Here is a 24,917-nt window from a genome sequence, read left to right on the forward strand (position 1 = left end):
GCCAGAAAACTCACCCAGGCGCCGAACAACTAGCCCCAAACCGATAACAGGAAAAACACCGGTGATGCCGCAACATAATGCGCTCATCCATACTCTCCGCAAGCGTCCCCCCGAGGTCATACTGCGGATCGTCATCCACCAACGTACAGGCATACACCCGCACCTGGTCGCCCCGCTTTACCAGCATGCGCGTATAAGTGCACATGAAGTGGGAACGGGCCTCTTTGGTAGGGTATTTCTCCATACAGGTTTCAGTAATTTCCGGGCTGCCGTCCTCCGAACCCGGCGTTCCCAGATCCGGGAATGCGGTAAACGCCAGGGTTTCCGGAATGCCCCATTCACGGAAGATGCCGCGAAACGCGGACTCCACATTGGAGACAATCTCATCCGGGTCGGTCTGGCGGGCGATGGAAACCTTGAAGCCCTGGTGCACCAGCCAGCGGATACCTTCCAGAGCCTTGTCGAAACTGCCCTCGCCCCGATCAACGTCGTGGCGGGCGCGGTCCGGGAAGTCCAGGCTGACACGGAAATGGATCGGGTAAGGGTTATCCAGCAACGGCAACACCTGATGGCGGCGTTTCAGCAGCGGGTCGGTGGCGTTGGTGAGCACGAAGCACGGCCGGTGATGGCTGGCATAATCCAGGATATTGATAAAGTCGCGGATCACAAACGGCTCGCCGCCGGTAAAGGAAAACTGCTCGACGCCCATGTCCAGCGCTTCGTGGATAAACGGTTTCACGTCGCTGAGCTTCATGCCCGGAATGCGACCGTCACCAGGGTGTGAACCCTCAAGGCAGAATGGGCACGCCAGGTTGCAGGCAGTGCCGGTATGAATCCACAGCTCCTTGAGCTTATCCGAGTCAATAAAGCCGCGCGGATCGCCGTTGCGGGTGTGGGTCCAGCTATCGCGGGCCCGGGGTTCCAACACCTCCACGGCGGGGATACGTCTTTCGGCGGTTTCGGTCAGGGGCATAGCTGCTCCGTGTTGATACAGTGAATCTCTTGGTACAGACAAACCTGGCGCACTGGCGTTACATTCCCGGTGCGCTTTCTTTGTTTTACGTCGTCGCTTCTTTTACGGCCTTGTCGCGGGGCTGCTTGCCACGGCGCCAGCCATGAAGCTTCTCAAGCAACCTGAGAATGCCCTGTGGTGCATGCTCACGCTTCCACTCACCAGCGGCATACTTGGCCGATTCATTCCAGGTCGGGTAGGGGTGGATGGTACCCAGAATCTTGTTCAGGCCCAGGCCGTGCTTCATGGCCAGGGTAAACTCTGCCAGGATTTCGCCGGCATGCATGCCTACCACCACAACACCCAGTATCTTGTCCTTACCCGGAGGCGTCAGCACCTTGATGAAGCCATAGTCCTCGCTTTCGGCAATGGCACGATCCAGGTCATCCAGGCCGTAACGGGTGACCTCATAAGCAACGCCCTTTTCCCTGGCTTCCGCCTCACTCAGCCCAACCCTGGCCACTTCCGGCGAGGTGAAAGTTACCCAGGGCATCACCCGGTAATCCACCCGGAAGCGCTTGAACTGACCGAACAGACCATTTACCGCTGCGTACCAGGCCTGGTGGGCAGCAGCATGAGTAAACTGATAGGGGCCCGCCACATCGCCGCAGGCAAATACGTTGGGAAAGCGCATGCTCATGTCTTCTTCCACAGGAACCGTGCCATTGGGCAGGGTTTCTACACCTATTTTCTCCAAACCCAGACCGGTGGTGTTGGCGGCACGGCCAACGGCCACCAGAACCTGGTCGAATGGAATCCTGACACGCTCGCCATTGTGGTCGCAGTAAGCCACTTTCTCGCCATCCTCGATGGTAAATTCTTTGGCAGCATGGTTCAGCCGCAGGTCGATGCCATCCTGTTCAAACTGTTTCCGGACAACCTCTGAGACATCGCTGTCTTCCTTCGCCAGCAGGCGGTCACCCATTTCCACCTGGGTTACCTTGCTGCCAAGCCGTGCAAAGGCATGGGCCAGTTCCGAGCCGATGGGGCCACCGCCAAGCACCAGTAAACGCTCAGGCTGGATGTCCAGCGACCACAGGTTGTCAGAGGTCAGCGGCTCCATATCCGCCAGCCCGGGAATCGGTGGCACTGCCGGGCGGCCGCCGGTAGCGACAACAATGCTGCGGGCGGTCAGGCGCTCGGTGCGCCCGTCGTTATGGACTACTTCCAGCTCCCAGGGCGATACGAAGCTGGCCGTGCCGGAGATGCAGTCCACGCCCAGTTTCCGATACCGCTCCGGCGAGTCGTGGGGTTCCACCTTGGCAATCACGTCCTGGACACGGTTCATAATGTTCCTGAACGAACCTGTCACCGGCACGGACTCCAGGCCGTAACGGTTGGCGTGGCGCAGGGTGTCTGCAGCCTTGGCGCTGCGGATCAGTGCCTTGGACGGCACGCAGCCGGTATTCAGGCAGTCACCGCCCATCTTGTCTTTTTCGATCAGCGCCACTTTGGCCTTGACCGCCGCGGCAATGTAGGCCGACACCAGGCCCGCAGAGCCGCCGCCAACAACCAGCAGGTTGTAATCAAAAGACTCCGGTTTCTGCCAGCCGGCATACACCCGGCGCTTGCGGATAAAACCGACAATAAACTTGGCAATCAGCGGGAACAGGCCCAGCAGTGCGAATGACAGCAACAGATCGGCAGAAAGGATGTCACCAGTGGACTCGATTTTTGACAGCTGCGTGCCCGCGTTCACGTAAACAAACGTCCCGGGCAGCATGGCCACCCAACTCACCAGCGCGTAGGTCTTCAGCTTCATGGCCGTCAGGCCCATGGCCAGGTTGATCAGGAAGAACGGAAACACCGGAACCAATCGCAGGGTCGCCAGATAGAATGCACCGTCTTTTTCGATGCCTCGATCCATTCTGGCGACGGTTTCCGCGTATTTTTTCCGCAGAGTGTCCCGCATCAGGAATCTGGCCACCAGGAACGCCAGAGAGGCACCGATGGTTGACGCCACAGAGACCGCAATCAGACCGTAAATGTTGCCAAAAAAGGCGCCGCCGGCAAGAGTCATAATGGCTGCGCCAGGGAGGGACAGCGCGGTGACAACCACATAAACGGTGGCAAAACCGAGCACTGCGACCAAAAGATTCTGGCTGATCCATTGCTCAATGGTTGACTGGTGCTTCTGCAGGTTTTCCAGGGTCAGTATCTCCGGGCCGCCGAAGCCGATAAACAGTGCAACCACAGCACCGATAGCGACAATCAGAATGAGCTTTTTCGAGTTCATGTCAGAATCCATCAGTTAAGAAATAAAACAGGTTGCCCAGAAAGACACGGCCAAACGCTGGATGTTACACCGGCGTACGGCTAGAATTTTTTGAGCAATTGCTCACTTAGACCGGAACTATTCATGCCAAACATGGACATACCATTGTCCAGCCGGCTCTGGATGTCCAATAACATCTTTATAACAACGCTCTAACGCAGGTCTCCCGGGGGTATACGGAATGGAAACCGCAACGCATCAATCTGATGAAGATATCCTGATTCAGGGCCTGAAATCCGGCAGCGAGGCCGATTTTCAAAAAGCAGTCCGCCTCTATACGCCGGGCATGATGGCAGTAGCCAGGTATTACCTTGACAGGGCTTCTTCCGAGGAAACCGTGCAGGATTGCTGGGTGACAGTTATTGATGCCATTCAGAATTTTGAAGGCCGGTCAGGCCTGAAAACCTGGTTGCACCGAATTGTGGCTAACCGGGCCAAAAACCACCTCAGAAAACACAAACGGGAAGTCAGCGCTGATTTTTCCGAAGCCCTGGATCCGGAACTGGCTAACCGCTTTCGCCCGAACGGCCGCTGGGCAACGCCGCCGAGCCTGAGATTCGATGAGGACGCCGAATCACTTATGGAAAACGGTGCCCTGAGCGACTGCCTGGATCAACATCTTGCCAGGCTTCCCGAAACACAACGATCCGCCCTGATGCTTTACGAAGCCCATCAGCATAAGTCCGATGACGTGTGTAACATTCTGGGTGTCAGTGCCTCTAATCTTCGTGTACTTTTACACCGTGCCAGGCAGAAGATATTTCTTATGGTGGAAACCTTTCAGGAGACGGGCGAATGCTGATGTGCCGGGATCTGGCCAGGATCGCCAGTGACTACATTGATGACGAGCTGGGCACAGCACAAAAGCTGTCGGTAAAAATGCATCTGATGATGTGCAAGGACTGCCGCTCGTTTATCGGTAACCTTCGCGCCAGCACCACCCTGATGCAAGCCCACTCCAGCCAGAACTTGGACGAAGAGTTCCTTCGCCGAATCGAAGAACGCGTTAGCGAGTCACTGAATGCGCGGAACACGGGAAACCGCAATCCTGAGTGATCCCCCTCCAGTCCTGAGCCCTGCTGCTAATCCGCTTCAAATATCTTTGTTTCCGGATGGAAGGTATACCAGGCAAACCAGAAGGCCCTTGTAGCGGGAAGTAATTCGCCGGATTCATCGCGCAGCTCGGCGGAGGGCACGTCAGGATCATAATGAATGCTGACTGCCTTTCCACCTACCCGGTCCTCAAGCTCCCGGTCACCATGCTCTGCAAGCTCCGGGAAAGGCCACGCCTTGCTCTCACCGTTATGAGTCCAGCCCAATACCCAGGTTTTCGGATGGTATTTCCGGCTGGTGCTGGATACCGGAAAGTACAGCCGTTCCGAGTGGTCATAGTCGCCGTAAGGGGACTGGCGGTAATTCCTGCGATGGCCGGTATCGGTGGAAAGTACCTGGCCGTTATCACCAACCCGGGCCCGCCACTTCTGCCACAGCTCATGGCGAATGGCCACCGGCTCCAGTTCTGTGCCCGCCATAGGGCCTGAAATGGCACGCCCTTCAATCTGTGACCACAGGGATTCGGTCTGGTGATCGTACATCAGAAGGTCACTGTTATAGAGCAGTCCGGAAACCCCGAAGGTCAGATGACGGCCCTCCGCCACCGGGTCAAAGGCCATACCGGTGCCGCACAGCGGACAAAAAGTGATGAGCACCGGCTCACCGCCCGATTCGTGATTGACGATTTCATGCCAGTTCAGAATACCGATCGGGAAGGCATACCGCGCCTGTCCCTGGTCATAGGTCATTAACAGGTCGTCTTCCCGCCACGGCAGGGAATCCCCTGCAGGTTCAAACTTCGGGTCATTGATGGAGGGAATGCCATCGCGGGGTGGCCCGCCACTGAGAATCTCATCCACCGGTATCAATGAATTGCTCAGGTCAAACCCGTTTTTTTCCTGGGCCAGGCCCGGACGGGCAGCCACCAGAAGTAATACAGACAACACGAAAAAGAGCTGATATTGCATCTTCATCAGTTTTCCTCCAGGAAACCTGCCTCCTGTAATCGCTGCTCAACCGCAGGTATCGAAAAGCCATGCACTCGACGACCATCAATCAGTAGCAGAGGCGTCCCACGACCTCCAAGGCGCTCAAATGTCGTTCTGGCTTGGGTAGAAGCCGTGATGTCGAACTCCAGATAGGGAATGTCGTTATTGTGGAAATAGGCTTTCGCCGCCTCGCAGCCTGGACAGAAAGGCTGTGAAAACAGCGCTACCTGTGGAACAGCCCGATCTGGTGGTTTCTCGTAGACCTCAGCCGCACCGGAAAGGGCCGGTAACATCGCCACGAGAAAAGCGCCTATGACAACGGGTGATCTGATTGGTCGTAAAGACATAGTCATTGCCCCTCTTCCGGGCCTGCAATAGCCTTGCTCTAAAACCAGAGACACCCAATGACCGCGAGTGTTACAGCGTGGACCGCCGAAATCTTGCTTTCTCTGCCTCCTGATGCACCTCCTGCTCCGCAATCCGGGACTGGCGCAGCAGATGGAGATCCTTGCTCACGCTGGTATAGGTGGATACCAGATAAGGAACACAGTAGGTCAGCAACACTTTGAGCCAATTCACCTCCGGCTCCCCTACAACGGCCTCCCACTGGTTGATCAGAACAAGCAGGGTGCCAACCACCAAGGCCAGTTTGGCGGCACGTACTGGAGTACCGTCCCTGACGGCTAACTGACAGGCTTCCTTGCAGCGGCGAAGAGAATGTCCAGACCGGGAAAAAGACATGAATACTCCACGGACAAAAGTATTAATCAGAATATGGAACCCTGGTACGTCATCTCTTGGCAAGGCTGATGGGAAACCGGTTGCTCACTGACACACGCTGGGCAACAACGTTACAGAACCTCAATAATTTCATGGAACTCTTGCACAGGCCCACGGTCTCTGGAACGCTCACTCAAAATTCAAAAGGAGAAAAGGAATGCCCAAGCAGTTACCCCTCGCCCTGTTACTACTTCGACTCGGTATCTTTGTTGTCTTCCTGTTCTGGACTCTGGATAAACTGGTCCAGCCAGAACACGCCGCCAAGGTGTTCGGTGCGTTCTACGGTCTTGGTGGCCTCGGCGAATCCGCCTTCTACATAATGGGCATTGCACAACTGGTGCTGATTCTGCTGTTTGTGGCTGGTCTTCTGAAAACCTGGACTTACGGCGCCATTCTGATCTTTCATGGTATTTCGACTCTCTCGGCCTTTGCCAAGTACCTGCAGCCCTTTGACAACCTGATGTTCTTCGCGGCCTGGCCCATGCTTGCTGCATGCGCTGCACTGTTCCTGCTACGTGATTACGATACACTGACGCTTTCAAGGCAACCGGTACCCGCAACGGCGTAGATTGACCCGCCAGGCGCTGTAACAGTCATCCCGGTTGTTTGTCTTTGTTTCCAACTGAAACTCCAATAACAACCGGACGATGTAATGTTGCTGAACTGGCTATCGCGGCGGCTGGCCGCCTACCTGTCGAAACAGGTCACCCGGCATTCGGTGCGTACCTCCACCTGGGAAACGCTGCAAAAGTCGCTTCAGCCCGGCGATGTTCTGTTGGTGGAGGGTAATACGCGGATCAGTGCAGCCATCAAGTTCCTGACCCAGTCTACCTGGTCCCATGCCGCCTTATACCTGGGCCCGGAGGCCGGACTGGGCGCAACCGGGAACGGCGAGCCGCATGTGCTGGTGGAGGCTGATCTTGAGGAGGGGATTCGAACCCTCCCTTTATCGTTTTATCGCCACACCCATACCCGGGTCTGCCGCCCGGTCGGGCTCAGTGAAGAAGATATCCGCCAGCTTGCCGACTATTCGAAATCCCGGCTGGGGCATCAGTACGACATGAAGAACGTGTTCGACCTGGCCCGCTACCTGTTTCCGACACCCCCGGTTCCTGTGCGGTACCGGCACAAACTGCTGGCGTTCGGAAGCGGCGACCCGACACGGGCGATCTGTTCAACGTTCATTGCTGAGGGGTTCCAGCAGTTGCGCTACCCAATCCTGCCAGTTGTCAAAACCCTGCCCAGTGACGACCCGGACTGTGAGGACTGCGTTTACGAGCAGTTCCGGGTTCGGCATCACTCCCTGTTCACACCACGGGATTTCGACGCTTCACCCTATTTCAGAATCATCAAGCCAACGCTGGAAGACAATTTTGATTACCGGGCAATTGACTGGGGTAATCGGTAACCATCCGGCTCCGGCCGCCCCAACAGGAATCCCTGAAGCTCATCGCAGCCCGAAGTTGCCAGCCAACTGGCCTGAGCTTCTGTTTCCACGCCTTCGGCAATCACCTCACAGCCAAGACTGTGGGCCATGGAAATCATCGTTCGACACAACACCTCGTCCTGCTCGTTATCAGGCAATCCGGTGACAAAAGCACGGTCAATCTTGATGCGTGTCACCGGTAGCGCCTTGAGGTAGGCCAGCGAGGAGTAACCGGTGCCGAAGTCGTCTACTGCCAGCAACACGCCCAGCGAACGGAATCCTTCCAGAACCTCCAGTGCCGCTGTGACATCCTCCATCAGAGCAGTTTCGGTGATTTCCAGTTCCAGGTAACCAGGCGCAAGATCGTGGCTGCCCAGAACGCCACGTATGTGCCCCACCAGCGACGGATCCGCCAGCTGTCGGGCAGAAATATTGATCGCCATGCGACCTGAAAAGCCCTGATCCACCCAACGCTTCATGGTGGTGACCGCCTGCTCAATCACCCATAACCCGATAGGGCCGATCAGCCCGGCTTCTTCCGCAACCGGTACGAATTCGTCGGGAGACACCATGCCAAATTCCGGGTGGCGCCAGCGCAACAGTGCTTCATAACCCACACAACGCCGTAACCGGTCAAACTGGGGCTGGTAATGAAGTTCAAGCTGCTGCTTCTCGATGGCACTACGGAGATCCTTGACCATATCCTGGCGTCGCTGGATCTGTTCACCCAGGTCCGAGGAAAAAAACTGTACTTGGGAGTCTGATGATTTCTTGGCCCGGTGCATGGCGATTTCGGCATGACTGAGCAAAGCACCAGCCTCATTGCCGTCCAGCGGTGCCAATGCAACGCCGGCACTCACATCACACTGGTATTGTTTGCCAGCTACCTGAACCGGGGCGATGCAGGCATTGATAACAGCGGCGATGTCGGTCTCGAGCAGATCTTCCTTCAGGCCCTGATGGGGTGTCAGCAACAGTCCGAATACGTCACCCCCCAGCCGTGCAACATATCCTGGCTCGCGACTGAACCCAGCCAGTCGGCGGGCAATCTCCTGCAGCACGCGATCTCCGGTTTCATGGCCCGCCAGGCCGTTCAGAGCCTGAAAATCATTGAGACCAAGCACCACAAGTGCCGATGGCATGGCTTCCCTGCTGCCAGCCTCCGCCAGAAATCTGGTCAGCCGCTCTTCAAACAGGTTCCGGTTAGCCAGACCCGTCAGTTGATCATAGAGGCTACGCAGCCGGAGTTCCTGTTCCGTCTGCTTGAGTGAGCGAGTACGCTCCATCAGCAACTGATCAAGGCGTTTATTCAGGGACTGTAATCGATTGAGGTAGGAGGCATTCTGCTCAAGCATGCTGTTGAAGGCGCCTTCCACCTCACCGAATTCGTCACAGCGCTCAGGTTCGCGGACATACGTCAGCGGATGCTCAGCATCACCACCCGCCTGCACGATACGGGAACGCAGCCGCAACAGTGGCGACAGCATCATGCGGTCCACAACAGCCATAGTTACCATGGTGACAAACACAGCTATAAGCAGAGAGAGGCCGAGAATCCGCACAACAAACGCCGTCAGCTCCCCGGAAACGCCGGTAATATCGACACGGGCCCTGACCGGATAGTCACCAAGCCACTGGCCGGAATTCCAGACCAGGTCCAGCCGTTGATTCGCAGGGCGCGGCAGGTCCCGCAAGCGCCCTGAAGCATCCCCCACGTCGGTCACCGGCTCCCCGACTCGTAACCAGCGGTCATTCACCATCAACTCAAGGCCTGTCACCCTTGAGCTATCCAGCAACTTCTGGAGCGACTCAGCGGTCACATCGTCCGGTTTGGTCGCAAGGTAGGTTGTCATGGCCTGCCGCGCCACAGCGGCGTGCTGGCTTAACAGATCCTCTTCGTAATTGCGGTAGGAAGGTATTAGAATGACAAATTCGATAAGCAGGATGGCCACAAACGCTGCCATGGTAAGGTTTCTGCAAAGACGGCATGACATTAGCTGCCGCCCCCACTGGGAAACCGACTGCCAGTAATCCCGGGGGCTACCGGCGAGCTGCTCATCACCTTCAAGATCTGTATGAATCCCTGCCGGCGACTTCATGCGCCTTCGCTCCTGTTTGGTGTAAATAAAGATTCGACGTACTATCGACACTCAGGAATGAGGATTGTTACATTCCAGTAACCCACGGGGCCCCGGTTACAGAATAATCATCACGAGGTCGCCACCATGCGATTGCCCGAAAAAGCCGACACCATGCCCTGGATGGCAAGAGCCCTATCGAGCCCTGCAACACGACGTTGCCGGCAGGCCATTCACCGTTTGCGGGCAATCAGGAAAGGTGAGGGCAATGTGGTTGATGTTTTTATCAACCCCCGCGACCCCTTCAGTTTCGTATTCTTGCAGGCCCTGCCCCAGCTGACTTGCCGATACGATGTTCAGCTCCGCTTTTTCACTGTCTGGCACCAGCCCCGGGAGATGTTTCCAGAACCCGCAATGTGGACTGACTGGGCCATTACCGATGCCGCCAAGATCGCGCGTCTCTATGGATTGGCGCCGCCAAAGTCATCCGGTCTGCCTACCGAAAACGCTCTGGAACGCTGCCGCGATCAGCTGCTCGCCCTTGAGGACAGCGACAGTTACCTTACCTGTGCGACAGAGGCGATGAGAGGCGTCTGGCAGGGCGAAGTAACGTCGGGCGACGACATTACCACCACGGCCAATACCGAACTGACAGAAAGACTGCGAGCAAACGAGCAGCGGCTGGGTGACCTTGGCCATTGCCAGGGCAGCATGGTGCATTTCCGGGGTGAGTGGTTCTGGGGCGTCGACAGGCTGGACCACCTGGAACGCCTGCTGATTCGTGAAGGGCGGGCACATCAACCCGAGCAGGCCCCGATATGGGACCGGACCTGGGCAACACTCGGCCAGGATGCCCAGCCTCTGGAAAACCCGGGCCAGACCCTGGAAGTGTTCTTTTCCATACGCAGCCCCTACTCCTACCTCGGCCTGGAGCGGGCTGTCCTGCTCGCCCGCGCCTGGAACATTCCAGTCCGGCTGCGCCCGGTGCTACCCATGCTGATGCGCGGTCAATCCGTCCCCGATGCGAAAAAGTGGTACATCTTCCAGGACACCAAGCGAGAGGCCACCAAACTCGGCATCCCCTATGGCTTTGTCGCCGACCCACTGGGGCCGGGGGTAGAGCGGTGTTACGCGCTCTTTGAACACGCCCGTTCCTGTGGGCGCGAAATCGACTACATGCTCGCCTATGCGCGAGCCGTCAATGCCGAGGGCATTCGCTCGGAAACCGATTCGGGCCTGCGGACCATCGTAGAGCGTGCCGGGCTGGACTGGCCCAAAGCCCGGGCCCTGTTGGAAGATCAGGGCTGGCGCGAGTGGGCGGAAGAGAACCGCAAGGCGATGTATGATCTCGGGCTATGGGGCGTTCCAAGCTTCCGTTATGGAGACATCGGTTGCTGGGGCCAGGATCGTTTATGGCTGATTGAGGAGGAAATCAAAAAAAGGGTGGAGACAAGCTCCACCCAAGAGGTCGTGACGACCAACAATGCAGAGAGTCACACAGATCCGGCGCAATAATTCACATAGGTTGGCTCAAACACACCAGAGGCCAGATACTTTCCGCTGTGAGCCTTTCCGTCCCCGTCGCCATTGCTGGCGTCGGTGCGATAGTTTAGGTAGGCCGGTTCATAGATCCCGGCCCCATCCACGGAGCCAGTGCGAAGAATACTGAAAGCCTCACCGGAAGATTCTGCCGGATAGTCGTAATTGACGTATCCAGGCTGCGATTCTTCCCGAAGACCTCCTTCACTGGCCAACAATGAACCTGAAACCATCAGTAAAAAAGCGAACGAAAAAACAGATTTCATAGGGCACCTCCAGGGCATTAAACTGCTTTATGTTCCACACTTTATGGACACTGGAGGTACCAGGTTGTTACAGACCAACAGGCCTCAACGTTGCTTGAATTTCTCCTGTTCAATGCGCATGTACTCCGTCAGGGCAGCCAGCTCTTCGGAATCCCATTCCAAGGGCTCCGCTGCCATGGGAGCAACCATGCAGATCTGCACCATCTCATCCAGGTGAACCTTGTCCATGCCGAAATCGCTCTTGCCCATGGCCACAAAATGCGGGTATTCGTTGGAGAAGGTATCAGCGTAGCCGGCACCGTTAGTATGGCAGGTCGCACAGGACAGGCCATTGGAAGACAATGAGGTATTGCTGAACAGGGCCTCCCCTTTTTTGGCCAGGGATTCGGCATCTCCCTCATAGGGTTCGTAACCTTCGGGGCGGCGGACCGCCTCTTTCATGGCTTCAGAAGTCCCTTCGCCCTCGGCCTCGCCTTCACCTTCACCCTCGCCCTCAGCTTCACCTTCAGCTTCTCCCTTTGCTTCACCTTCCGCTTCTCCTTTTGCCTCACCTTCCGCTTCACCCTGGGCAGCTTCCGCCGAAGGAATCAGCCCCAGTCCGTTTTCCGATACGGCTGACATACCCGCCATAGCCACTACCGTCATCACGGGCACCGACACCATAAGATTTCGGGAAAGCTTACGCAGGAGTTCTTTACGATGACTGTCAGTATTCATATGAGCACTCTCCGATCGTCATTGATTCCTGTTTTTTTTGGCGTGAACTTCGGGTTCACGCGATTCTCGCCATCTGCATTTGCAACTGCTGCTGATGACGCAGGGTTGAAGGGTGAACGCCAAACCCGTCACTGACTTCAACCCCACCCTGCTCCGCCAGCATCGCAATGATCGCCATGTGGTGAATGGTGTGGCTGGCCAGGAACACCAGTTCCCGGTCAATGCTGGTGGAAACCGTGCGCCGCTGCTCGTCACTGAGATGCTCCATCGTCAGTAGCGTGTTCTGTGGCACTTCAGCAAGGCGCCCCAGCGAATTGATGATCGCAAGAAGCTTGTTGCAGGCAGCGTGATTATCCAGCTCGAGCCTTTCCTCACGCTCCCTTTTTTCATAATCAAGGGGCCCTGCGGATTGTCTGTGAGCGGCAGTCAGAAGAGCCATGTAATGATCAATGATGTGGCGCACGTGTTTGCCGATTACATGCTGATTTTTCGCTCCGAACGTTTGCCGATACAGCTGTCCAGGCACCACAAAAAGCAGCTCTGCAAGCTGATTGATGGCGTGGGCATTTTCGGCAACGAGCTCTTCGCAATTAAAAGACCCGGAACTTGAATTTGGCATTGTTCTTCACCCGTATCGTCTGGGTTGATTCGTTCACTGAAAGCGGCAGATTGGCCCCGGCACCAGGGTCACGGAGGAATCCGGTTCACCCCTGGCCGGGCCACTGCCTTGTTCAGGTGCCGCAGATTCCGGCTCAGCCTTCAGCTTTACCCTCTGCTTCACCTACACCTTCTCCTTCGCCTTCACCTTCTCCTTCGCCCTCGGCTTCGCCTTCAGCTTCTCCCTTGGCTTCACCCTCAGCTTCGCCTTTGGCCTCGCCCTCGGCTTCTGCTTCACCTGCGGCAAGCATCATGTACTCGCTCTCGGCATTCACTTCAGCAGCGGTAGCCGTGCCGAAAGCCGAAGCACCAACCACAACAGCCAGCATTGGCCCGGTATAGGTGATACCCCTGGCAAGCTTGCGCAATAACTGTCTTTTCTGAGTATCTCTGGACATGGTATTTAATCTCCTTTCCATTTCTCTGGTTAACACCGGGCACAGGTATGCCCGGAACTTCGGGCTATTGCCCGAATGCTTGATCTACCTCTGACCTGTCCGCACCCGACAGCTGGTGCACCACAGCATCAAGATTATCTGTGGCCACCAGGTATCGGTCTGCTGTCTCGAGCCATTCGGCCAACCGCGAGAAACCGGCCGTATCCAGCGGACGGCCCTGAGGGCCACAACAGCCGGGGATGAGATAACGCAGGGCCTCACTCACCGATACCGCCTGCAGACCGTTCTCGTGTTGATCCGATGTCGGAACAGGTATCAGAACCGTAGTAATGCGGTATTCCTGTGCAGCCACTCCCAGCGATGCTGGTTGCAGCGCAATTTCGTGACCCTCCGTCGGGGAATGCAGGGAAAAACGGCCCGGCACCTCAGGATCACCGGCTTTGGCTGAAGGCACCTGCGCTGGCAGACCAAGTGCAGACATGGCCGTGCCAGGCTCCGCAGGAATCCTCAGGGCCCGACCAAAGTTCGCATCAAGATGTTTGGCCAGGGCCAATGCCGGCCCGTCGCCAAGCCCGGGGTCACCGTTGGCAACCAGCACGGCACTGGATGGATCCTCCGGCCGGGTAACAAGGCCGGCGTCAATGATGATGTCGCCCTCGTCTGCCGCGTGCCCGGTGAGGCAAACCATAATCGCTGGCGCCACCCGGGACAGGGCGAGCCGTGACTGCATAACCTTGCCGTCGAGGATCAGGGTGTAGCCCGGGGTGTCTCGCACGACCTCAAGTCTTGAGCGGGAACCCGGGCTGCTTTTCGATTCAAGCGGAACCAATAACGAGCCGATCCGGCCCACCACCGCGGGGCTGTCGGTAAAAAGCTCCACGTGGAATCCACCGCATTCGAGAACGGACGAATAGGGCTCAGACACCTGTGGAAGCGGAATATTCCCTGTAGAGGTGAGATCAGAAGCGGAGGTATCCCCAGCATTCGCGTGGACCAGAAAACCGTTGTTGGCCCAGTCCGCCAGCGAATTCCAGACATCCCGCCGAATGGCCCAGGCATCGGGCTCTGCGACAGAGTTCTGCCTGGCTGACTGGGTCAGGGCATCGGCGATATCGTCTGGCGGGATACCATCGGTGGCCATCAGCCAGATCAGCGATGCAGTTTCGTTCAGGACACTGAGATGCCCCAGCCGGGTATCGTAGACATACACCCTGTCCTCACTGATCATATCCTCGGCACGTCGCCGTTGCAGGGTTGGCTGGGTTAAACCGTTGCCAGAGAGGGCCTTGGCGACAACCCAGTCCTCCAGTCGTGGCAGTGTATAGAACGGCAGATAAGCCGCTGGGTTTTCCGAAGGCAACAGACGCTTGAAGTTACCTGCCCGGGCCTGCTCGTTTTCCGTTTCCAGGATCAGCCGTTGCTCCACAGACGCACCGGGAACGGTTTCACGCTTGCCATTCAGCCCCACCAGGCTTACCAGGTCCGACACCAACGATCCCTTGACGCCTTCTTCAATATCACCGCCGCTCTCAGGTCCGGCGCATACTTCCAGAGAAGGGCTGAGGTTGCATTCCAGCACCCAGGGTTTGAGCTTGCTGTCTACCAGGCAGTCAATGCCCAGCAGCTCATAACAGCCACGGGTATCGGCTCCCACCACTCTTGAACGTTCGCGCATGGATTCCACAGCCGACAGGCAGGTCAGGGCGACCATGTCCTCGACGCGGGCAAACAGGGCCTCGTCATCATGCCCCTGCTCTCTCAACCAGGCGCGGTAACGGTCCAGATCCACAAACTCCACCGGCACATCCGCGTCGAGGTTCAGCGCGTTAACATCGGGATTGGTGAGGTAACTGTAGGGATTGTCTGCGTTTTCCTCATCGTAAGGCGCAGAGGCCAGCTTGGCGAAGCCCTGGCGGTAGAGGTACACCCGCAGAGGCGCAATCGAGGTGACCGCAACATAGAGCCGCAAGACGTACTTGCGCCCGTGCATGGTATGAGGATTCTCGATGTACTCCTGCACCATCCACGACGAATCCATGGGCACATCAGCCGGGTCTTTCACCAGCTGGATGCCCTTGCCTCGTGCCGCGTTCTTGGGCTTCAGGATCCAGCGTTTGGAGGGTTCATCAAGGGCCTCCTGCTGGAAAGCATGATAGTCCCCGGGCATGGAGTAGACCCGCGGGAAAAACTGCAGGCGCTCGGCCAGCCCGTCGTGTCCGTTATCCTGCAGGCTCACCCGATCACGAAGCGTCAACAGGCTCTGATAGAGCCGGCTTTTGACGGTCAGGGCGTTATTACCGGGAATGTGATTGATCTTGCGCTCAGGCCCAACGTACCTGAAAAATTCCGGATCGGGCATGCCCGTGTACCAGCACGCATCCCAGTCGTCCGGGCTGTCGCCTTTCTGCCAGCGGTCTTTGTCCAGTGATGATTCGAAAAAGCGGTCCTGCTCGTAGGTGCGGTTGCCGCCCATCCAGTAGTGTCGAGTCATGTCGAACTGTTCTCCCTTGCGCCCTGATCTTGTCTTTGTTTTCTGTTGCACACCCGCATGGACACACCACATCAGCGGGTGTTACAGATTTCCGACAATTTCTTTCCGTTTGACTGTTTCCTTTCATTGGTAGTTAAGACACGCGGGATCCGCCACTGTTACAGATTCAATATTTGCTTGACCTATGAGTAGCACACAGGTTCTAACATCCGCCCACTATTGATCATTCACAGAAATTCACGAGAGCAGTCTGACTTGCCAAACATTGCCTTCCGCCAAGCTGTTAAATATCTGCTGCTGATCGTCATGGTCATGCAGCCGGTGCTGGCATTCGGGCAAGTCACGTTGAATCCGGCGGGGACGCCGCTGCGGGCGGAACAGGCAACCTTGATGGCTTGTTGCAAAGGCGGCTTGCACACTCCTTCCAGCCGTTCGGATCAGACCATGGCCTGCGGTGACCTGACCTCTGCCGATTGTGCGCTCGCAGCCAGCCTTGGCAACTGCGGTTCTGCGGTGTCTGCACTGGCACCTGAAAACGCAGAAGTGACTGCCCGAGCCGTTGCCAGCCTGGAACACCTTCAGCCTCAGGAAGGCTATCTCAGCATCATCCTCGATACCCTCACACCTCCCCCCAACTCCTCCAAAGCCTGACCCGGGTCTTTTCGATTCGTACGCACGTTTATCTAGGCCTGCGGGCCACGAGCGAGCGTTAACAAGCTTTGAATGAGGAAACATCAATGCGCATTGCCCTGATGGCGATCGTGATCGCCATGGCCTTTGGTCTTGGCTGGCTGGCCAGTCAGCAAATCATGCCAATGTTCGGATCAGCCGGGTCCGGTAATCAGGCTGCTGAATCAGCAGAGAAAGAACCCCTGTACTGGGTTGCCCCCATGGATTCCGACTACCGCCGCGACAAGCCCGGCAAGTCCCCCATGGGAATGGATCTGGTGCCGGTTTATGAAGAAGAGGACACCGGCAGGGGCGATGGCGGAGTGCAGATAAGCTCTGCCGTCAGGAATAATCTGGGGGTCAGAACCCGGGCTGTTTCCCGTGGGCCGGTCACCATTCCGGTCCGCACGGTCGGCTATGTCACCGACGACGAGGACGAGCTGATCCACGTGCACAGCCGCATTGCCGGCTGGGTAGAGGTTCTGCACCTACGTTCGCTGGGAGAGGAAGTCAGCCGGGGCGAGCCGCTGTACGAGATCTATTCGCCGGAGCTGGTGAATGCCCAGCAGGAATTCCTGATGTCAGAACGACTGAGCCGGGGTTCCCAGGCTACGGCAACTGGCGGAAAACTGCGGTCTCTCGGCATGACTGACTCACAGATCGCCAACCTGAAAAAAACCGGCAAGGTCCGCGAACGCATCACCGTGTTTGCCCCCGGGTCCGGCTATGTGGCCGCCCTGCCAGTCCGTGCCGGCATGTACGTGCGCCCGGATACCGAAATCATGGCCATTGGCAGCCGCAATTCCGTCTGGGTGATCGCCGAGTTCTTCGAGCGGCAAGCCGGCCTGGTCGTGGCAGGCCAGTCAGTGGCATTCACCACGCCCTCCATGCCTGGCACCAACTGGCAGGGCAGCATTGACTATGTCTACCCGGAGCTGGATGCCAGAACCCGAACCCTGCGGGCACGGGTACGTGTTCCAAACGCCGACGGCCGGCTGCGCCCCAACATGTTCGTGAACTTCACCATGGACGCACCCATCGGCGATGACCTGCTCACCATTCCGCGCCCGGCACTAATCCAGCTCAGCGACAGCCAGCATGTGCTATTGGCCGAAGAGGGTGGCTACTTCCGCCCGGTGCCCGTAAAAACCGGCCAGGAAGCCGGCGACCGGGTCGTGATTGCCGAGGGCCTGGAAGAAGGCCAGCAGGTAGTAGTGTCCGCCCAGTTCCTGATCGACTCCGAAACCAGCCTTGAAGCCGCCATGTTAAGACTTGAAGCGAATGAGCAAAGCAGCAGTGACACCCAGTCAGACAGTTCACCGTCGGAATTGATTGAAGGCGTCGGCCGAATCACCGAACTGGATAACGAGGGCGCCTCAATCACCCTCGATCACACCCCCATACCGGAACTGAACTGGCCCGCCATGACCATGGCGTTTGTTCTTGCCGATTCCGTGGATACCGGTGCCCTGGCCCCGGACCAGACAGTCCGCTTTGAATTCCGCGAGACCCCGGAAGGCTACCTCGTTGAACGTATTGAACCGGCGCAAGACGCGCAATAACTACTGGAGAAAACCATGAAGCTGAAAACATTGATAAGCGCCCTTGTTCTGGCAGTCACCCTTGCATCTGCATCGGCCATGGCCGAGCCCATCCAGAGCAAAGGCGTTGTGACCGCCGTCAATCCGGACAAACAGAAGATAACCCTGAATCATGAGCCCATCCCCGAACTGGGCTGGCCACAGATGACCATGGGATTTTCCGTAGCACCAGAGGTTGATCTGGAAGGCCTGGCCAAAGGCGACGAGGTCACCTTCTCTCTTAAGCCGGAAGGCAAGAGCCAGACGATCACCGACATCAGCAAGCAATAGCGATCATCCGGGGCGCGATCACAAGCGCCCCGGCCACCACCTGACCGGATTCAGCTCATGATTAACGCCATTATCCAGTGGTCGCTTCATAACCGATTCTTTGTGCTGCTTGCCACCCTGATCCTGACCGGGTGGGGGCTCTATGCCGTCAAGGAAACGCCCATTGACGCCATACCGGACCTGTCGGACGTGCAGGTGATCGTCAAAACCACCTATCCGGGCCAGGCGCCTCAGGTGGTGGAAGACCAGGTGACCTACCCGCTCACCACCGCCATGCTGTCGGTGCCGGGGGCCAAGACCGTTCGGGGTTTTTCCTTCTTCGGTGATTCCTTCGTTTACGTCATTTTCGATGACGACACCGACCTGTACTGGGCCCGTTCCCGGGTACTGGAATACCTGAGCCAGGTGTCCGGGGACCTGCCCGACGCCGCCAGACCGGAACTGGGGCCCGACGCCACTGGCGTTGGCTGGGTGTATTCCTACGCCCTGGTGGACCGCACTGGTCAGCACGACCTGTCAGAACTGCGGGCCATTCAGGACTGGTTCCTGAAGTTTGAACTGCAGACCGTACCCGGCGTATCCGAGGTGGCCAGCGTGGGCGGCATGGTCAAACAGTACCAGGTGGTGGTGGACCCGGACCGGCTGCGGGCCCACGACATTACCCTGCAGCGCATCCACGCGGCCATCAACAACGCCAACCAGGAAACCGGCGCCTCGGTGGTGGAGATGGCCGAGGCGGAATACATGGTGCGGGTCACCGGCTACCTGCAAAACGAAGAGGATCTGCGGCAGGTTCCCCTGGGTGTTAACGACAATGGCAAGCCCCTGTTACTGAAGGATGTGGCGGATGTGCAGCTTGGCCCCCAGATTCGTCGGGGGATCGCAGAACTGAACGGGGAAGGCGAGGTGGCCGGTGGCATCGTGGTGATGCGCTTCGGGGAGAATGCCCTGGAAACCATTGAAGGCGTCAAACAACGCCTGGAGGACATCAAGGCCAGCCTGCCAGACGGAGTGGAAGTGGTCCCCACCTACGACCGCTCCACCCTGATCAACAACGCGGTGGACAACCTGTACGGCAAGCTGTTGCAGGAATTCCTGGTGGTCATCGTGATCTGCGCGGTGTTCCTGTTCCACCTGCGTTCCTCACTGGTGGTCATTGTCAGCCTGCCGGTGGGCATTCTCGCGGCCTTCGTGGTGATGCATGCCCAGGGCATCAACGCCAACATCATGTCCCTCGGGGGTATCGCCATTGCCATCGGCGCCATGGTGGACGGCGCCATCGTGATGGTGGAGAACGTCCATAAACACATGGAGCGAACCCCGCTGACACCGGAAAACCGGTGGGCCGTGATGTCACGGGCCGCTGGCGAGGTCGGGCCGGCGCTGTTTTTCTCGCTGATGATCATCACCGTGAGCTTTCTGCCGGTGTTCACTCTTGAAGCCCAGGAAGGCAAACTCTTCGCCCCCCTGGCCTTCACCAAGACCTACGCCATGGCAGCGGCGGCAGGGCTGGCCATCACCCTGGTGCCGGTGCTGATGGGATATTTCATCCGTGGCAAGGTCTTGCCCGAGCATCGCAACCCCATCAACCGGCTGCTGATCGCCCTGTACCGGCCGGTGATCGGCTGGGCCCTGCGGCGGCCGGCGCTGATGCTGGCGGGTGGCCTGGTGGTGCTGGTGATTGGCTTCTGGCCCGCCAACAAACTGGGCAGTGAATTCATGCCGCCCCTGGATGAGGGCGATCTGATGTACATGCCCACTACTTATCCCGGCATTTCCATCGGCAAGGCACGGCAGATTCTGCAGCAGACCGACAAGCTGATCGCGACTATTCCGGAAGTGGAGACCGTGTTCGGCAAGATCGGCCGCGCTGAAACCGCCACTGATCCAGCCCCGCTGACCATGATCGAGACCTTTATCCAGTTCAAACCCCGGGATCAGTGGCGGCCAGGCGTGACGCCAGAATCCCTGCGCCGGGAACTGGACGAAACCGTCAGGCTGCCCGGCCTGACCAACGCCTGGGTAATGCCCATCAAGACCCGCATCGACATGCTTTCCACTGGCATCAAGACCCCGGTCGGCATCAAGGTGGCCGGGCCAGATCTGGACGTGATTCAAGGGATCGGGGAGGAACTGGAACGGGTACTGGCCGATCTGCCCGGTACCGCCTCGGTCTTTTCCGAGAGGGTGGCGGGCGGGCGCTACATCAAGGTGGACATACAACGGGAGGCTGCCGCCCGGTTCGGCCTGAACATTGAAGACATCCAGGCCGTGGTCCGCACCGCCATTGGTGGCATGAACGTGGGCAGCACCGTGGAAGGCCTGGAACGCTATCCCATCAACCTGCGTTATCCCCAGGGCTACCGGGATTCGGTGGAGCAGATGCGCCTGCTGCCCATGGTGACACCCAACGGTCAACGCATCGCCCTTGCGGACGTAGCCGATATCCGGATCGACAAAGGCCCCCCGATGATCAAGTCGGAAAACGCCCGCATCAACGGCTGGACCCTGGTGGATATAGAGGGCCGGGACCTGGGCAGCTGGGTCGAAGAAGCCCAGGAACGGGTGCGAAACACAGTGGAGCTGCCCGCAGGCTACTCACTCACCTGGTCCGGCCAGTACGAATACATGCAGCGCGCCAAGGAACGCCTGACCATGGTGGTGCCCCTGACCCTGGCCGTTATCATCATCCTGCTGTACCTGAACTTTCGTAACCTGACCGAGGTGGGCATCATCCTGGGCACCTTGCCATTCGGGATGATCGGCGGTATCTGGCTGATGTATCTGCTGGGTTACAACCTTTCTGTAGCCGTGGCCGTCGGCTTTATTGCCCTGGCCGGAGTAGCCGTTGAAATTGGCGTACTGATGCTGGTGTACCTGAACCAGTCCCTGCACAACGCTCTGGAGACCGTGGATCATCAGCCAGGGGAGTTGTCGGCAGATGCCCTGCGCCAGGCCATCAGCGACGGAGCCGCCCAGCGGGTGCGCCCGATCATGATGACCTTTGCCGCCATCGTTGCCGGCCTGATTCCTATCATGCTCAGCAGTGGCACCGGTTCGGAAGTGATGCAACGCATCGCCGGCCCGATGATCGGCGGCATGATCACCACCCTGATGCTGACGCTGCTGCTGATTCCGGTGATTTTCTATCTCTGGCAGCGTGCGCGTCTGAAAACTCTCGCCAGAAAAGGAACTACCCAATGATCCGACATACCGGAATTCAGACCGTTCTGGCGGTCTTTATCACACTATCTGCACCGGCAATGGCCGAATCGCCTGAAACAGTGGAGCAATGGGTTGATGAGGCACTGGCCAACAACGCTACCTTGGGCGCCTTACAATCAACCATCGAAGCGGCAGAAGCCGAAGTGGAAGGCTCGGGCACCTGGGCAGACCCTGTTGTCAAGTATGGCCTGGCTCCCGAAACCCTGGAGGGCCCGAACATGGTCGGGCACCGGTTTGAGGTCAGCCAGAAATTGCCCTGGCCGGACCAGCTGTCGGCCTCCCGCGAAGCCTCGGAAGCTGGCGTAGTTGCGGCCAGACACGACAGCCTCTGGCAAACCCGAAAACTGACCGCCTCCGTCAAGGAAGCCTATGCCCGCTGGTGGTATTCGAACCAGGCCATTGAGCTGCATCACGAAACCCGCGCCCTGGTGGAACAATTAACCGAAATCGCCAGACAGAGACTGGATTATGGCGAGGGCTCGCAGAGCGACTTACTCCGTATAGCAACGGAGCTGGACACCCTGGACACGCAATTGGTCGGACTAAAGGGCGAACAGGCCCGGATTTCCTCCAGCTTCATCCCATTGCTGGGCCGACGCCCCCAACCGTCCGGACTGGCGCTAACCGTACCCCCTCGCACACCCATGGCCACAGACAGCCTGGCGGAAATCGATCACCCACTGGTTCAGGCCGCCGAGGCCCGAACGGCCGAAGCGCGCGCCCGACTGGACGCTGCAGAAGTCAGCCGCAGACCTGTATTTACCGCCAGTGCTGGCTACAACGGCCTCTGGGCGGACGAAAGCAAACGCTGGATCGTTGGCGTTGGCGTACAGGTTCCTTTGAGTGGGCAGCGACAGAAAAGTGCCGTTCGCAAGGCCGCGGCGGAAGTATCGAGGCACCAGTGGCAAACCACCCAGGCCCACCGTGACCTGCTCGCTTCCATTGGCGATATGACGGCAGCTGTGCAAGCCGGCCACGGACGCCTGGAAATTCTTGATGAGCGGCATATTCCCAACCAGCGTGCGCACTGGGAAGCCAGCCTGAACGAACTGGCCAGCGGCGCCGACCGGCTGGAAGACGCCATCACCAGCGCACGACAGCTCACCGGAGTACAACTCACACGGACTGCGGTCATCCGCGACCTGTTCAGCGCCAGGGCCCGTTACGAGGCCTTGTCACCCATGCCAACCAACGCACTATCAAACTGAAAGAGGCTCCACCATGAAACTATTACTCGCAATTCTGTCCATACTTGCCCTGTTCCCCGCAACCGCACTGGCGGCCCCGGAGACAGGTTTTTGGGAATTCTGCAATTCTATGATGTCAGGCATGGGCTGGATGATGCTGCCCATGATGATCATGCCTCTGCTCCTGATCATTCTATTGGTGCTGGGAGTTCTGGCACTGATCAAATATCTGAAAAATTAACCGAGGAGGGCGTCAGCGACGCCCGCGCAACTTGCTCAATACACCCTGAACCCAGTCCCTGGCTTCTTCGAGTGTGTGGTTGTCTTCAACAAGACCTCGAAGCGCCTGGACCTGCTGCTCGAACAGACCCGGCCGGCTCAGCTCCTCGGCCTTCTCATCCGGGCCCAGCGGCAGGATATGTTCGAAATAGGTGCCGCCGAGGATGCGACGCAGGAAGCCTTCGCCCAGAAATGCCTCGTCGTTATTCAGGGTACGGGTCGCCCGCAGCAGCCGGCGGATATCGTACTGGCCCGGATAGATGTCCGGCACCTGTTTATTGATACCCAACAGGCTGTAGACGCCGACCCGGGCTGTGCGCACCGAACTTTCCAGTGTAAACACCACATCGTTGTGGGTCTCCACAAACTGGCCCATGCAGGCCAGGTTGCTGTAGCCTTCCGGCACGACCCAGGGCCGGTCACCTTTGGCGCGTGGCATGAATTGCGCGGTGATGTAGGGCATCAGCGCAATCCGGGTTCTAGTGGCGGCCATCACCTCGTCGAGCTGATCGATCAGGCCCAGGTGATAGCACATCTCGGCCAGCACCTCTTTGCCGGTACATTCGGGCATCGGCTTTTTCACGTAATCGCCGGGCTTGTCCATCAACAGAGCGTAGGTCCACAGCACAATCACGTCATCAGGCTGGTCCGGAAAATGTGGCTGGCGGTTGCAGGTGAAGCTCATCAGCCAGGCTGAATCGGTAAAAGTGATGATTCCGCCTGTTGCCGTGAATCCGGAATAGGGGTCGTTGACCGACAGCTCCATTAGCTTGTCCATCAAAGGGGAGGGCCTGCAGGTGAGGGTGACGGACTCCCAGGTTGAGCCGGGGATGTCGCCGCAAAACTTCTCCGGCCGGCCAAACACGTCCGATTGCTGCGCCAGGTTTGTCCACAACTGCCAGCCGGAACCCGGGCCTGCCTTAGCGTAATCTTTCAGTTCTGGCGCCGTGTCGTCATCGCCGTAAGCGGTGTCTTCGGTCATTGAGCCGGTGGTGATGAACACCAGGTCGCGCCCGCCGACGTTAAAGGTCTTATCTCCTTCGCTGCCATGGCACTGGATCGCCGTGACCGTTCTGGCGTCACCAGAAGTTTCCATCTCCAGGTTCTCGACAATGGTGTCGTACTGGATGTTAACACCCTGGTTCTTGAGCCAGTTCATCAGCGGGCGCACGAAAGCATCGTATTGATTGTATTTCGGAAAGACGAGCGAGGTCATGTCGTTGAGCCCGTCCATCAGGTGCAGGAAACGGTGCATGTAGAGTTTCATTTCAAGCACGGAATGCCAGTTCTGGAAGGCAAACATCGTCCGCCAGAAGGTGTAGAAATTGCTGTTAAGAAACCCTTCGCTGAACCACTCCTCCACCGTGATGTCGTCCAGGTCCTCCTTGCGCGCCAGCAGAAGCCTGACCACTTCCAACTGCTGCCGTTTGGTCAGTTCCATGGTCGAAAAGTCCCTGATCTGGCCCTGTTTCTCCAGCAACCTTGCCTTTGACCAGTTCTTGTCGGCATCGTTTACGATGCGGTATTCATCCAGCACGGTGAAAGGTTCCGGCAACTCCAGAGCCGGTATCTCCGAGAACACATCCCAGAAATTCTGGTAGGTCATTTCCATTTCCCGACCGCCACGCACGATGTAACCGTCTTCGGCGTTACCGGCGCCATCAAGGGAGCCGCCCTCAATGTCCTGCTCTTCCAGGAAGGTAATATTGCCAGCCGGCATATGGCCGTCACGGATCAGAAAGAAAGCGGCGGACAGGCCGGCGATACCACTGCCCACAATCCAGGCGCGCCGGTCTACGATACCGTCGGTGGGAAGCGGGCGATTGTTGACATAGGCACCGTGCAGGTCCGCCGGAGGCAGCGGCGTATCAATACCGTTGTGCAGATGCCGGGAGGAAGCGTCGGGGGTGACATCAACGCCCTGGGCCTCCAGTGCGTCGATATGGGCTTTGAGTTTCGAGGGCGCTGTTCCGGGGATATCCGAGCGGGCCATTAAAGGATCTCC

General features: G+C 58.0%; 23 protein-coding genes. 11 read left to right on the forward strand and 12 right to left on the reverse strand.

All coding sequences use genetic code 11. From position 1 onward, the window contains the following. Window positions 1-10 precede the first annotated feature (10 nt). Window positions 11-973, reverse strand: coding sequence for a radical SAM protein (locus QPL94_RS01915; protein ID WP_285355150.1), 963 nt, complete (start codon window positions 971-973; stop codon window positions 11-13). A gap of 85 nt (window positions 974-1,058) precedes the next feature. Continuing rightward, window positions 1,059-3,248 carry a dihydrolipoyl dehydrogenase family protein gene (locus QPL94_RS01920; RefSeq protein ID WP_285355151.1) on the reverse strand — a complete coding sequence of 730 codons (2,190 nt, stop codon included), beginning with the start codon at window positions 3,246-3,248 and terminating at the stop codon, window positions 1,059-1,061. A gap of 220 nt (window positions 3,249-3,468) precedes the next feature. Between QPL94_RS01920 and QPL94_RS01925 the strand changes: the two genes are divergently transcribed. Together QPL94_RS01925 and QPL94_RS01930 are read left to right on the forward strand one after the other, a co-directional pair. Further along, a complete protein-coding gene (locus tag QPL94_RS01925; protein ID WP_285355152.1) occupies window positions 3,469-4,089 on the forward strand; it encodes an RNA polymerase sigma factor in 621 nt (206 codons plus the stop codon). Next, window positions 4,083-4,343: a zf-HC2 domain-containing protein gene (locus QPL94_RS01930; protein ID WP_285355154.1), complete on the forward strand. Its 261-nt coding sequence runs from the start codon at window positions 4,083-4,085 to the stop codon at window positions 4,341-4,343. Before QPL94_RS01925 ends, QPL94_RS01930 begins: the two co-directional genes overlap by 7 nt. A gap of 26 nt (window positions 4,344-4,369) precedes the next feature. On the opposite strand, the gene QPL94_RS01935 is transcribed toward QPL94_RS01930, so the two are convergent. The 3 genes from QPL94_RS01935 to nrtS form a co-directional block, all read right to left on the reverse strand. Next, entirely contained in the window at window positions 4,370-5,314 is a 945-nt protein-coding gene (locus QPL94_RS01935; RefSeq protein WP_285355155.1) for a DUF3179 domain-containing protein, read from the reverse strand. Beyond that, window positions 5,314-5,676: a glutaredoxin family protein gene (locus QPL94_RS01940; protein WP_285355156.1), complete on the reverse strand. Its 363-nt coding sequence runs from the start codon at window positions 5,674-5,676 to the stop codon at window positions 5,314-5,316. Before QPL94_RS01940 ends, QPL94_RS01935 begins: the two co-directional genes overlap by 1 nt. 70 nt (window positions 5,677-5,746) lie before the next feature. Further along, on the reverse strand, window positions 5,747-6,070 hold the full coding sequence (gene nrtS / locus QPL94_RS01945; RefSeq protein ID WP_285355157.1) for a nitrate/nitrite transporter NrtS: 324 nt from the start codon (window positions 6,068-6,070) through the stop codon (window positions 5,747-5,749). A gap of 196 nt (window positions 6,071-6,266) precedes the next feature. Here nrtS and QPL94_RS01950 point away from each other — a divergent pair, with 196 nt between their 5' ends. Together QPL94_RS01950 and QPL94_RS01955 are read left to right on the forward strand one after the other, a co-directional pair. Then, window positions 6,267-6,677: a hypothetical protein gene (locus QPL94_RS01950; RefSeq protein ID WP_285355158.1), complete on the forward strand. Its 411-nt coding sequence runs from the start codon at window positions 6,267-6,269 to the stop codon at window positions 6,675-6,677. Between the two features lie 84 nt (window positions 6,678-6,761). Next, window positions 6,762-7,517 carry a YiiX/YebB-like N1pC/P60 family cysteine hydrolase gene (locus QPL94_RS01955; RefSeq protein WP_285355159.1) on the forward strand — a complete coding sequence of 252 codons (756 nt, stop codon included), beginning with the start codon at window positions 6,762-6,764 and terminating at the stop codon, window positions 7,515-7,517. Here the strand turns inward: QPL94_RS01955 and QPL94_RS01960 are convergent. Beyond that, window positions 7,487-9,634 (reverse strand): putative bifunctional diguanylate cyclase/phosphodiesterase, encoded by a 2,148-nt coding sequence (locus QPL94_RS01960; protein WP_285355160.1) that lies wholly within the window; start codon window positions 9,632-9,634, stop codon window positions 7,487-7,489. The genes QPL94_RS01955 and QPL94_RS01960 overlap by 31 nt on opposite strands. 126 nt (window positions 9,635-9,760) lie before the next feature. On the opposite strand from QPL94_RS01960, the gene QPL94_RS01965 reads away from it, so the two are divergent. Continuing rightward, window positions 9,761-11,128 (forward strand): DsbA family protein, encoded by a 1,368-nt coding sequence (locus QPL94_RS01965; protein WP_285355161.1) that lies wholly within the window; start codon window positions 9,761-9,763, stop codon window positions 11,126-11,128. On the opposite strand, the gene QPL94_RS01970 is transcribed toward QPL94_RS01965, so the two are convergent. The 5 genes from QPL94_RS01970 to QPL94_RS01990 all read right to left on the reverse strand — a co-directional run bounded on the left by QPL94_RS01970 (window position 11,107) and on the right by QPL94_RS01990 (window position 15,681). Further along, a complete protein-coding gene (locus QPL94_RS01970) occupies window positions 11,107-11,418 on the reverse strand; it encodes a hypothetical protein (protein ID WP_285355162.1) in 312 nt (103 codons plus the stop codon). The two genes, QPL94_RS01965 and QPL94_RS01970, sit on opposite strands and share 22 nt — an antisense overlap. Window positions 11,419-11,502: 84 nt before the next feature. Continuing rightward, window positions 11,503-12,135: a hypothetical protein gene (locus QPL94_RS01975; RefSeq protein ID WP_285355164.1), complete on the reverse strand. Its 633-nt coding sequence runs from the start codon at window positions 12,133-12,135 to the stop codon at window positions 11,503-11,505. 55 nt (window positions 12,136-12,190) lie between these two features. Further along, window positions 12,191-12,754, reverse strand: coding sequence for a DinB family protein (locus QPL94_RS01980; RefSeq protein WP_285355166.1), 564 nt, complete (start codon window positions 12,752-12,754; stop codon window positions 12,191-12,193). Between the two features lie 133 nt (window positions 12,755-12,887). Next, a complete protein-coding gene (locus QPL94_RS01985; RefSeq protein WP_285355167.1) occupies window positions 12,888-13,190 on the reverse strand; it encodes a hypothetical protein in 303 nt (100 codons plus the stop codon). Window positions 13,191-13,254: 64 nt separating this feature from the next. Further along, window positions 13,255-15,681, reverse strand: a complete 2,427-nt coding sequence (locus tag QPL94_RS01990) for an amylase (protein WP_285355168.1) — start codon at window positions 15,679-15,681, stop codon at window positions 13,255-13,257. Between the two features lie 255 nt (window positions 15,682-15,936). On the opposite strand from QPL94_RS01990, the gene QPL94_RS01995 reads away from it, so the two are divergent. The 6 genes from QPL94_RS01995 (at window position 15,937) to QPL94_RS02020 (ending at window position 22,874) form a co-directional block, all read left to right on the forward strand. Then, complete coding sequence (locus QPL94_RS01995) at window positions 15,937-16,332, forward strand: hypothetical protein (protein WP_285355170.1); 396 nt, start codon at window positions 15,937-15,939, stop codon at window positions 16,330-16,332. Window positions 16,333-16,418: 86 nt separating this feature from the next. Then, complete coding sequence (locus tag QPL94_RS02000; protein WP_285355171.1) at window positions 16,419-17,912, forward strand: efflux RND transporter periplasmic adaptor subunit; 1,494 nt, start codon at window positions 16,419-16,421, stop codon at window positions 17,910-17,912. Window positions 17,913-17,927: 15 nt separating this feature from the next. Continuing rightward, window positions 17,928-18,221 carry a copper-binding protein gene (locus tag QPL94_RS02005; protein WP_285355172.1) on the forward strand — a complete coding sequence of 98 codons (294 nt, stop codon included), beginning with the start codon at window positions 17,928-17,930 and terminating at the stop codon, window positions 18,219-18,221. Window positions 18,222-18,278: 57 nt separating this feature from the next. Next, window positions 18,279-21,425, forward strand: a complete 3,147-nt coding sequence (locus QPL94_RS02010) for an efflux RND transporter permease subunit (protein ID WP_285355173.1) — start codon at window positions 18,279-18,281, stop codon at window positions 21,423-21,425. Further along, a complete protein-coding gene (locus QPL94_RS02015) occupies window positions 21,422-22,654 on the forward strand; it encodes a TolC family protein (protein WP_285355174.1) in 1,233 nt (410 codons plus the stop codon). Before QPL94_RS02010 ends, QPL94_RS02015 begins: the two co-directional genes overlap by 4 nt. A 13-nt stretch (window positions 22,655-22,667) precedes the next feature. After that, window positions 22,668-22,874 (forward strand): hypothetical protein, encoded by a 207-nt coding sequence (locus QPL94_RS02020; RefSeq protein WP_285355175.1) that lies wholly within the window; start codon window positions 22,668-22,670, stop codon window positions 22,872-22,874. A 12-nt stretch (window positions 22,875-22,886) separates the two neighbouring features. On the opposite strand, the gene QPL94_RS02025 is transcribed toward QPL94_RS02020, so the two are convergent. After that, the gene (locus tag QPL94_RS02025; RefSeq protein WP_285355176.1) at window positions 22,887-24,905 is read right to left on the reverse strand and encodes an oleate hydratase; all 2,019 of its coding nucleotides are present in this window, start codon (window positions 24,903-24,905) and stop codon (window positions 22,887-22,889) included. Window positions 24,906-24,917 lie beyond the last annotated feature (12 nt).

The organism is Marinobacter sp. SS13-12, assembly GCF_030227115.1.
In the GTDB taxonomy this organism is placed as follows: domain Bacteria; phylum Pseudomonadota; class Gammaproteobacteria; order Pseudomonadales; family Oleiphilaceae; genus Marinobacter.

Bases quoted from the DNA above. Each gene is read 5' to 3' on its own strand.
- QPL94_RS01955 (WP_285355159.1), top strand. From the start codon at position 6,762: ATGTTGCTGAACTGGCTATCGCGGCGGCTGGCCGCCTACCTGTCGAAA.
- QPL94_RS02015 (WP_285355174.1), top strand. From the start codon at position 21,422: ATGATCCGACATACCGGAATTCAGACCGTTCTGGCGGTCTTTATCACA.
- QPL94_RS01965 (WP_285355161.1), top strand. From the start codon at position 9,761: ATGCGATTGCCCGAAAAAGCCGACACCATGCCCTGGATGGCAAGAGCC.
- QPL94_RS01980 (WP_285355166.1), bottom strand. From the start codon at position 12,754: ATGCCAAATTCAAGTTCCGGGTCTTTTAATTGCGAAGAGCTCGTTGCC.
- QPL94_RS01990 (WP_285355168.1), bottom strand. From the start codon at position 15,681: ATGACTCGACACTACTGGATGGGCGGCAACCGCACCTACGAGCAGGAC.
- QPL94_RS01940 (WP_285355156.1), bottom strand. From the start codon at position 5,676: ATGTCTTTACGACCAATCAGATCACCCGTTGTCATAGGCGCTTTTCTC.
- QPL94_RS02020 (WP_285355175.1), top strand. From the start codon at position 22,668: ATGAAACTATTACTCGCAATTCTGTCCATACTTGCCCTGTTCCCCGCA.
- QPL94_RS01925 (WP_285355152.1), top strand. From the start codon at position 3,469: ATGGAAACCGCAACGCATCAATCTGATGAAGATATCCTGATTCAGGGC.
- QPL94_RS01935 (WP_285355155.1), bottom strand. From the start codon at position 5,314: ATGAAGATGCAATATCAGCTCTTTTTCGTGTTGTCTGTATTACTTCTG.
- QPL94_RS02005 (WP_285355172.1), top strand. From the start codon at position 17,928: ATGAAGCTGAAAACATTGATAAGCGCCCTTGTTCTGGCAGTCACCCTT.
- QPL94_RS02025 (WP_285355176.1), bottom strand. From the start codon at position 24,905: ATGGCCCGCTCGGATATCCCCGGAACAGCGCCCTCGAAACTCAAAGCC.
- QPL94_RS01975 (WP_285355164.1), bottom strand. From the start codon at position 12,135: ATGAATACTGACAGTCATCGTAAAGAACTCCTGCGTAAGCTTTCCCGA.
- nrtS (WP_285355157.1), bottom strand. From the start codon at position 6,070: ATGTCTTTTTCCCGGTCTGGACATTCTCTTCGCCGCTGCAAGGAAGCC.
- QPL94_RS01985 (WP_285355167.1), bottom strand. From the start codon at position 13,190: ATGTCCAGAGATACTCAGAAAAGACAGTTATTGCGCAAGCTTGCCAGG.
- QPL94_RS02000 (WP_285355171.1), top strand. From the start codon at position 16,419: ATGCGCATTGCCCTGATGGCGATCGTGATCGCCATGGCCTTTGGTCTT.
- QPL94_RS02010 (WP_285355173.1), top strand. From the start codon at position 18,279: ATGATTAACGCCATTATCCAGTGGTCGCTTCATAACCGATTCTTTGTG.
- QPL94_RS01920 (WP_285355151.1), bottom strand. From the start codon at position 3,248: ATGAACTCGAAAAAGCTCATTCTGATTGTCGCTATCGGTGCTGTGGTT.
- QPL94_RS01960 (WP_285355160.1), bottom strand. From the start codon at position 9,634: ATGAAGTCGCCGGCAGGGATTCATACAGATCTTGAAGGTGATGAGCAG.
- QPL94_RS01915 (WP_285355150.1), bottom strand. From the start codon at position 973: ATGCCCCTGACCGAAACCGCCGAAAGACGTATCCCCGCCGTGGAGGTG.
- QPL94_RS01950 (WP_285355158.1), top strand. From the start codon at position 6,267: ATGCCCAAGCAGTTACCCCTCGCCCTGTTACTACTTCGACTCGGTATC.
- QPL94_RS01930 (WP_285355154.1), top strand. From the start codon at position 4,083: ATGCTGATGTGCCGGGATCTGGCCAGGATCGCCAGTGACTACATTGAT.
- QPL94_RS01970 (WP_285355162.1), bottom strand. From the start codon at position 11,418: ATGAAATCTGTTTTTTCGTTCGCTTTTTTACTGATGGTTTCAGGTTCA.